Here is a 5,906-nt window from a genome sequence, read left to right as displayed (position 1 = left end):
GTCACTCTAAGCGCTGAGAGGGGAGGAATTTAACCTCCATAGGCCATGAGTTTTTAACCTTTTGGTTAAAGGGTCATGTTGCATCTTGGCTTCTTTGACCCAACGAGTCGCACTCAACCCAACCTACAAATACTAGAATTTCCTTTGATAAATGTAGCGATAAGTGGCATTAATTAATTTGAATAGCAGTAGGTTGGGTACAACTCAGTGAAACCCAACAAAGCCATACCAAATTCAAAACAGGTAGTTAGAGTTGGGTTTCGTTACCTCAACCCAACCTACAAAAACTATAACGTTGCAGTTAGGGGTATGACCCCTCATAGCGCTAAAAAATCAGAAAACATTACCGTAGGGGTTTGGTTTCCCAACCCTCATCTAAAATCAGGAACCCAACCTACAAAAACTATAACGTTGCAGTTAGGGGTATGACCCCTCATAGCGCTAAAAAAATCAGAATTATCTTCCCGCAGTAATTATTAGTGGAATTTTGAAATTTTCCTCTATTTCCACAATCACTGAATTGTATTGAACTGTAATAAACATCTCCAAAAATTCAAAACGTGCTAAACTAAGCAAGAAATTAATTTGGAGTTAAACTAATGAGTAAAGTCTTTATATATGCTGAATACCAAGTATCAATTCCTTTTACTGAAATTAATTGGGAACCTATTAATGTAGACATGAAAAAATTTCCAGGGTTAAAATCAAAAACTTGGTTGAGTGGTTTAAATACTCATAGTGTAGGTGGTTTTTACGAATTTGATTCTGTAGAAAATGCACAAAATTATATTGATAATTTATTAATTCCATTTGTTAAACAAGTAAATGGAAATCTTAGTGTCAAGCTTTTTGATGGTGATGTTACAAAAGAAGCTTCTTTTGGCATGGATTCACCTTTTTATAATAGCTAGTTACCTAGAGTTTGCTGATTAACTTTCAAAGAATTTATAGATAAAGACTTTAGCTTTTTTTCGGTCGAAAAAAGTGCCAGTTTTTCATTCTCTAGAGCTTCAAAAAATTAGTATTTTTGTCGGAAAAGGGCTTAAAAATCAAGGGATAATTTTTCTCTGACCTACCTAAAAAAAACTTTTTCAGCAAATCCTAATTAATTTTGAATATCTGACAACTGAACAGCTAGTTTCAATAGTCTCCCAATTATCTTCCCGCAGTAATTATTAGAGGTTTTGATGGATTTAAAATTAGTTAAATTCCTAGCAGAAATAATTAACAACTTAATCCCAGAAGAAAAACAGGTTTTGAAGGCAATGGTTAATTTAATTCAGGATAATAACCAACCTGAAAATCAGTCTTGGCATGAATTTATTGAAAACATTTATGGCATTATTCAAGATGAAACTTTTGTCAGACATTCTCAAGGTAATTTTGAGCAGAGAGAATTATTTGAATGATTTATTTAGAGGTACACCCACGCGGGCAAGATGCCCGCACTGGAAACATTATTTAAGATGAAACTTTTGTCAGACATTCTCAAGGTAATTTTGAGCAGAGAGAATTATTTGAATGATTTATTTAGAGGTACACCCACGCGGGCAAGATGCCCGCACTGGAAACATTATTTAAGATGAAATTTTTGTCAGACATTCTCAAGGTAATTTTGAGCAGAGAGAATTATTTGAATGATTTATTTAACTGAAATTACCATTACTAAAACTTTATTAAAGCCAGAAAATCCAAGCCTATTAATCGGAATTAGATGGGAAACCTATCAAGCATTATTGTTAGATTTAGCAGAAAATCCTAGTAAAAAATTGACCTACGACCAAGGATCATTATAAATTATGACTCCCTTGCCAGAACATGAAATTAATAAAGGTTTTTTAGGACGACTGGTACAAACAACTACAGAATTTTTAGGGTTAGAAATATCAAGTCTTGGTTCGACAACATTAAGTCGAAAAGATTTGCAAAAAGGGGTTGAACCTGATGAATGTTATTGCATCACTAATGAGGAAAATGTCAGAGGAAAATATAGCAACTATTGTTAAAATTTTAGAATCTGTTCCTGATGCACAACAGGAGAAAATAATTCAGCATTTACGAGAATATATTGCCGATATTGAAGATGAATTAAAATGGGATAAATCTTTTCAGAAAACACAAAATAAGTTAGTAGAAGTAGCGAGACTTGCTAAACAACAAATTCCTCAAGGAAAAAGACAAACAATGGATTATGAGCAGTTATGAAATCTGCTACTTTAACCGTCTTTTTGGTCAGAATATCATGGGTTGCCTCTAAAAATTCGTCTAGCTACACGAAAAGCTTATCGTTTGTGGTCAAATAATCCTTTTCATCCCTCTTTACACTTTAAATGTATTAATAGTGATGAAGATATTTGGTCAGTTAGAATTACCCGAAATTATCGCGCCATTGGAATTTTGCAAGAGGATATAGTGACATGGTTTTGGATTGGAAGTCACGATAAATATGAGCAGTTTTTTGGGTAAATTTAGAGATTAGGAATTAGGCAGCATTTCAATTTAATTGAAAAAATTCCTTTCGCTCTTTTTAATTAAGAATTTTACAGCGGATTCCACCTTAGTATGGTACAGCTATGACAGCCTAGAAGGCTGTTTTACAAAGGTATTTGTACAACATAAACTTGGAATCCATTGTATCCATCTAACTAAAATAATGAGGCACAAATCTACTCAAATCTTGAGTCACAATTTCCTCGTCTTCCCTAACACAAATACCAGCAGCTTCTCCACCAATAACCCAAGCACCAACTACAGGATAATAACCATCAAAATTCGGCAATTGATAATAGGATTGATAAATTAAAGGTTCGTCTTCATATATTCCTTCCGTTTGATATTCTCTATCTCCAAAATAAACAGTAATATTTCCACCTTCCCTAGAAAAAACTGGTTTACTCAAATAGGGATGAGATAATTTTACCGAGTCAAAATAGGCAGGCAATAAATTAGGATGATCTGGAAAAAATTCCCAAAGAATAGGCAGAATAGCTTTATTACTCCAAATTAATTTCCAAGCTGGTTCGATTAACTTCATCGGTTCTAATAATAGATATTTTCCGAATTTTTCTCGCATCATCCATTCCCAAGGATACAACTTGAATAAGTGACGAATAATTTGATTATCCAAATCGCAAAAAACTTCTAACTCCTCACTCCAACCAATATCATCAATATAAATATGTTGAGTATTTAATCCTGCTTGAATTGCCAAATCTCGCAAATATTCGACTGTTCCCAAATCTTCCAAAGTTTCTTTTTCACAACTGAAATATAAAGTCTCTCCTGCTAAACCATTCATTTCCTCAAAACCTGCCAATAACTTTTCATGCACAGAATTAAATTGATCGTCTTCGGGAAACATTTCCTCCAACCAAGTCCACTGCACCACAGCAGTTTCCAAGAGTGCAGTCGGTGTATCAGCGTTATATTCCAATAACTTCGGTGGGTTGACACCATCATAAGCTAAGTCAAAACGACCATAAAGACTGGGATCATCCCGTTCCCAAGACTGACGACATAATTCGGCAAACTCTGGCGGAATGCACAATTGAGAAAAACGGTTTTCTTCAATAATTCGTTCCGCTGCTTCAATATACAATTCTTGTAAAGTATTGGTTGCTGCTTCCAATTCATTTATTTCTGAAGCGCTGAAATGATAGCAAGCTGCCTCATTCCAATATAGTTCACCGTACATATTATAAAAATGAAAGCCAACCGCTTCACATTTCTGCTGCCAGTTGGCGCGAGGTTCAATACTTATCCGTTTCATTTGCTGCTTTATTTTTAACTTTCCTGGCGGGAAGTCCCGCGCTCTCCATCCCCCCTAACCCCCCTTTGGAAGGGGGGAGGGGAGCGTCGGGATGAAAGCCAGGGCCAGGATTCGGATACCTTCATAAGCTAAACATTCATAGGCCCAAGACACAAGCTAGGAGAATTTTGTTATTATCAATGTCAACACAGGGGGAGGACATCACCTCTGTCATGCGCAGCGGTCAGGGTTTCCCAGACTGAAGAATCCCTATAATTCCCGTAAGGGCAACGTCGGGAGTATGTCAAGAAAAGAGGGAACAGGGAACAGGGAACAGGGAACAGGGAACCCACCCCGAACCCCTCCCAGGAGGGGAATAATTGATAATTTAGAAAAGACGGAATAGGGAACAGGTTCATAAACCCAGTTTCTGCGTAAGTCGTGATTTTCTCAACCTTTGCCACCGCCTCTACCGCCAAAACTACTACCACCTCTACCACCTCTACTACCAAAACCTCCTCTATTGACAGTACCAACAGAAGTTGTAGACCTTCCCGAAGGACTGTTGACAATACCCGCATTACTGGGAACTGGTTGATAGCTACCACTGGTGCTTCGATAATAGAATCTGCTACTAGACCTAGATCGATAGTAGTACGGACCATAATAATACCCAGATGGATAACTACCATCGGTTATCAGTTCGCATTTTTCAATTCCTCCCCATTCTGTACGACAGTCTTCGAGACTTCTATAGACTTCCCGACGCCTACGAGATGTGCAAGCTGTTATGGAAATTGAAGAGATTAATACTAAGGAAATAATAATAGTTCTCTTAATTTTTCTTGGTTCAGTCATTTCAGTTATCAGTTATAGAATGGAACAGTGAATAGGGAATAGGGAACAGGAAATAGGAGTGAAAAACATTTCCTAGTTTAAGATTCATCATCAGTCTATAGTCTTAACCAGTTCTTTCTTCGCTATCTCAGTACCACCTGATGAACCTAGAGACTGAAAATACTGATGTTTATTCTTTTCATCTCTTTAAAAGAGTATCCTATTGACCTTATTTTTTGGCGTTGGTAAATGCGTAATGCTTTTGTCTTAAATATCTATGAAAAAATTATAGTTGTACAGTTCATAAATATTGAAGAAGATTACCATTACACCAACCCCTATTTTTTGGTTATAGACTTAGGATGATTACTGCTACTTCCATCATAGCTGCTCAACCGAAAAAACCCTCAAATTATAATATTTGCTTTAGGATGAGCGATCGCCTCTGGTCAGTTATCAGTTATCAGTTATCAGTTATCAGTACCGACCGGAGTAGGGGAGTAGAGGAGTAGGGGAGTAGGGGAGTAGGGGAGATAGAATTTGTCTCTAACCTCTAACCCCTGGTTTACCATCAGTGATCGCTCCTGATCAAGAGTAGTGAGTAGAGCAACATGGTTTAGATAAGACTAAAACTCATTAAGGTGGGATTATTAGACATCTCCAGAAAAGAGGGAACAGGGAACACTTAACTGGAAAGGGGAGTAATATCATGTGCGGATAATTAGTGATAAAAAACTTTCTCCTTGTTGTTTCAAACTCTCTTATCTTCACTCCTGACTCCTTACTCCTGACTTCTCCATCTTTATTTATAACTATTCAACCGGACATATAGCAATCCTAAATAGGTCCTAACAATTCAAAAACTAGAAATAAACTCCAAAACTCTTACCCATTGCCCATTGCCTATTCCCTATTGCCAAAAATAAAGCAGGATTTTTGCCACGAATATGCGGAGGATTGCTATAGTATAATTGATAATTTATGGATAATAATTGATTTTATTTTTGATTTATGGAGAAGTCTATTAGAGTAGCTCTTTAGATTACACCAAAAAAATCCTTAACTGAACGGTATTAGACTATAAATGGCTAGTTAAATCTTATCAATTAAGTACCAAAAATCAAAAAGGTGCTAAACTAAGCAATAAATTAATTTGGAGTCAAAGCGATGAGTAAAGTCTTCCTATATACTGAGTACCAAGTATCAATTCCTTTTACTGAAATTAATTGGGAACCTATTAATTTAGAGATGAAAAAATTTCCAGGGTTAAAATCAAAGACTTGGTTGAGTGGTTTAAATACCCATAGTGTAGGTGGTTTTT

At 36.2% G+C, this 5,906-nt stretch carries 10 protein-coding genes; 8 read left to right on the top strand and 2 right to left on the bottom strand.

The window, feature by feature from the left end; all coding sequences use genetic code 11:
* Nucleotides 1-207 precede the first annotated feature (207 nt).
* The 7 genes from F6K40_RS16660 (at nt 208) to F6K40_RS16630 (ending at nt 2,466) form a co-directional block, all read left to right on the top strand.
* Nucleotides 208-429 carry a hypothetical protein gene (locus tag F6K40_RS16660; protein ID WP_293137723.1) on the top strand — a complete coding sequence of 74 codons (222 nt, stop codon included), beginning with the start codon at nt 208-210 and terminating at the stop codon, nt 427-429.
* A 170-nt stretch (nt 430-599) separates the two neighbouring features.
* Nucleotides 600-911: a YdhR family protein gene (locus tag F6K40_RS16655; RefSeq protein ID WP_293137721.1), complete on the top strand. Its 312-nt coding sequence runs from the start codon at nt 600-602 to the stop codon at nt 909-911.
* A gap of 276 nt (nt 912-1,187) precedes the next feature.
* Nucleotides 1,188-1,409 carry a hypothetical protein gene (locus tag F6K40_RS16650; protein WP_293137719.1) on the top strand — a complete coding sequence of 74 codons (222 nt, stop codon included), beginning with the start codon at nt 1,188-1,190 and terminating at the stop codon, nt 1,407-1,409.
* Nucleotides 1,410-1,637: 228 nt separating this feature from the next.
* Nucleotides 1,638-1,796, top strand: a complete 159-nt coding sequence (locus tag F6K40_RS16645; protein WP_293137717.1) for a hypothetical protein — start codon at nt 1,638-1,640, stop codon at nt 1,794-1,796.
* Between the two features lie 3 nt (nt 1,797-1,799).
* The gene (locus F6K40_RS16640; RefSeq protein ID WP_293137715.1) at nt 1,800-2,006 is read left to right on the top strand and encodes a hypothetical protein; all 207 of its coding nucleotides are present in this window, start codon (nt 1,800-1,802) and stop codon (nt 2,004-2,006) included.
* Complete coding sequence (locus F6K40_RS16635) at nt 1,975-2,205, top strand: hypothetical protein (protein WP_293137713.1); 231 nt, start codon at nt 1,975-1,977, stop codon at nt 2,203-2,205. The genes F6K40_RS16640 and F6K40_RS16635 overlap by 32 nt, the downstream gene beginning before the upstream one ends.
* A 42-nt stretch (nt 2,206-2,247) precedes the next feature.
* Nucleotides 2,248-2,466, top strand: a complete 219-nt coding sequence (locus F6K40_RS16630; RefSeq protein WP_293137711.1) for a ParE family toxin-like protein — start codon at nt 2,248-2,250, stop codon at nt 2,464-2,466.
* Between the two features lie 175 nt (nt 2,467-2,641).
* Here the strand turns inward: F6K40_RS16630 and F6K40_RS16625 are convergent, their stop codons facing one another.
* A complete protein-coding gene (locus F6K40_RS16625; RefSeq protein WP_293137709.1) occupies nt 2,642-3,769 on the bottom strand; it encodes a glutathionylspermidine synthase family protein in 1,128 nt (375 codons plus the stop codon).
* A gap of 429 nt (nt 3,770-4,198) precedes the next feature.
* The gene (locus F6K40_RS16620; protein WP_293137707.1) at nt 4,199-4,606 is read right to left on the bottom strand and encodes a hypothetical protein; all 408 of its coding nucleotides are present in this window, start codon (nt 4,604-4,606) and stop codon (nt 4,199-4,201) included.
* A gap of 341 nt (nt 4,607-4,947) precedes the next feature.
* On the opposite strand from F6K40_RS16620, the gene F6K40_RS16615 reads away from it, so the two are divergent.
* Nucleotides 4,948-5,097, top strand: coding sequence for a hypothetical protein (locus F6K40_RS16615; RefSeq protein WP_293137705.1), 150 nt, complete (start codon nt 4,948-4,950; stop codon nt 5,095-5,097).
* Nucleotides 5,098-5,906 lie beyond the last annotated feature (809 nt).

It is taken from the genome of Okeania sp. SIO3I5 (genome assembly GCF_010672085.1).
GTDB lineage: Bacteria > Cyanobacteriota > Cyanobacteriia > Cyanobacteriales > Microcoleaceae > Trichodesmium.
The sequence above is the reverse complement of the archived record's forward strand: the minus strand, read 5'-3'. Positions and strand labels throughout refer to the sequence as shown.

Excerpts from the sequence above, each read along its gene's own strand:
- F6K40_RS16645 (WP_293137717.1), top strand. The coding sequence starts at position 1,638 with ATGATTTATTTAACTGAAATTACCATTACTAAAACTTTATTAAAGCCA.
- F6K40_RS16635 (WP_293137713.1), top strand. The coding sequence starts at position 1,975 with ATGTCAGAGGAAAATATAGCAACTATTGTTAAAATTTTAGAATCTGTT.
- F6K40_RS16620 (WP_293137707.1), bottom strand. The coding sequence starts at position 4,606 with ATGACTGAACCAAGAAAAATTAAGAGAACTATTATTATTTCCTTAGTA.
- F6K40_RS16640 (WP_293137715.1), top strand. The coding sequence starts at position 1,800 with ATGACTCCCTTGCCAGAACATGAAATTAATAAAGGTTTTTTAGGACGA.
- F6K40_RS16655 (WP_293137721.1), top strand. The coding sequence starts at position 600 with ATGAGTAAAGTCTTTATATATGCTGAATACCAAGTATCAATTCCTTTT.
- F6K40_RS16625 (WP_293137709.1), bottom strand. The coding sequence starts at position 3,769 with ATGAAACGGATAAGTATTGAACCTCGCGCCAACTGGCAGCAGAAATGT.
- F6K40_RS16650 (WP_293137719.1), top strand. The coding sequence starts at position 1,188 with ATGGATTTAAAATTAGTTAAATTCCTAGCAGAAATAATTAACAACTTA.
- F6K40_RS16615 (WP_293137705.1), top strand. The coding sequence starts at position 4,948 with ATGATTACTGCTACTTCCATCATAGCTGCTCAACCGAAAAAACCCTCA.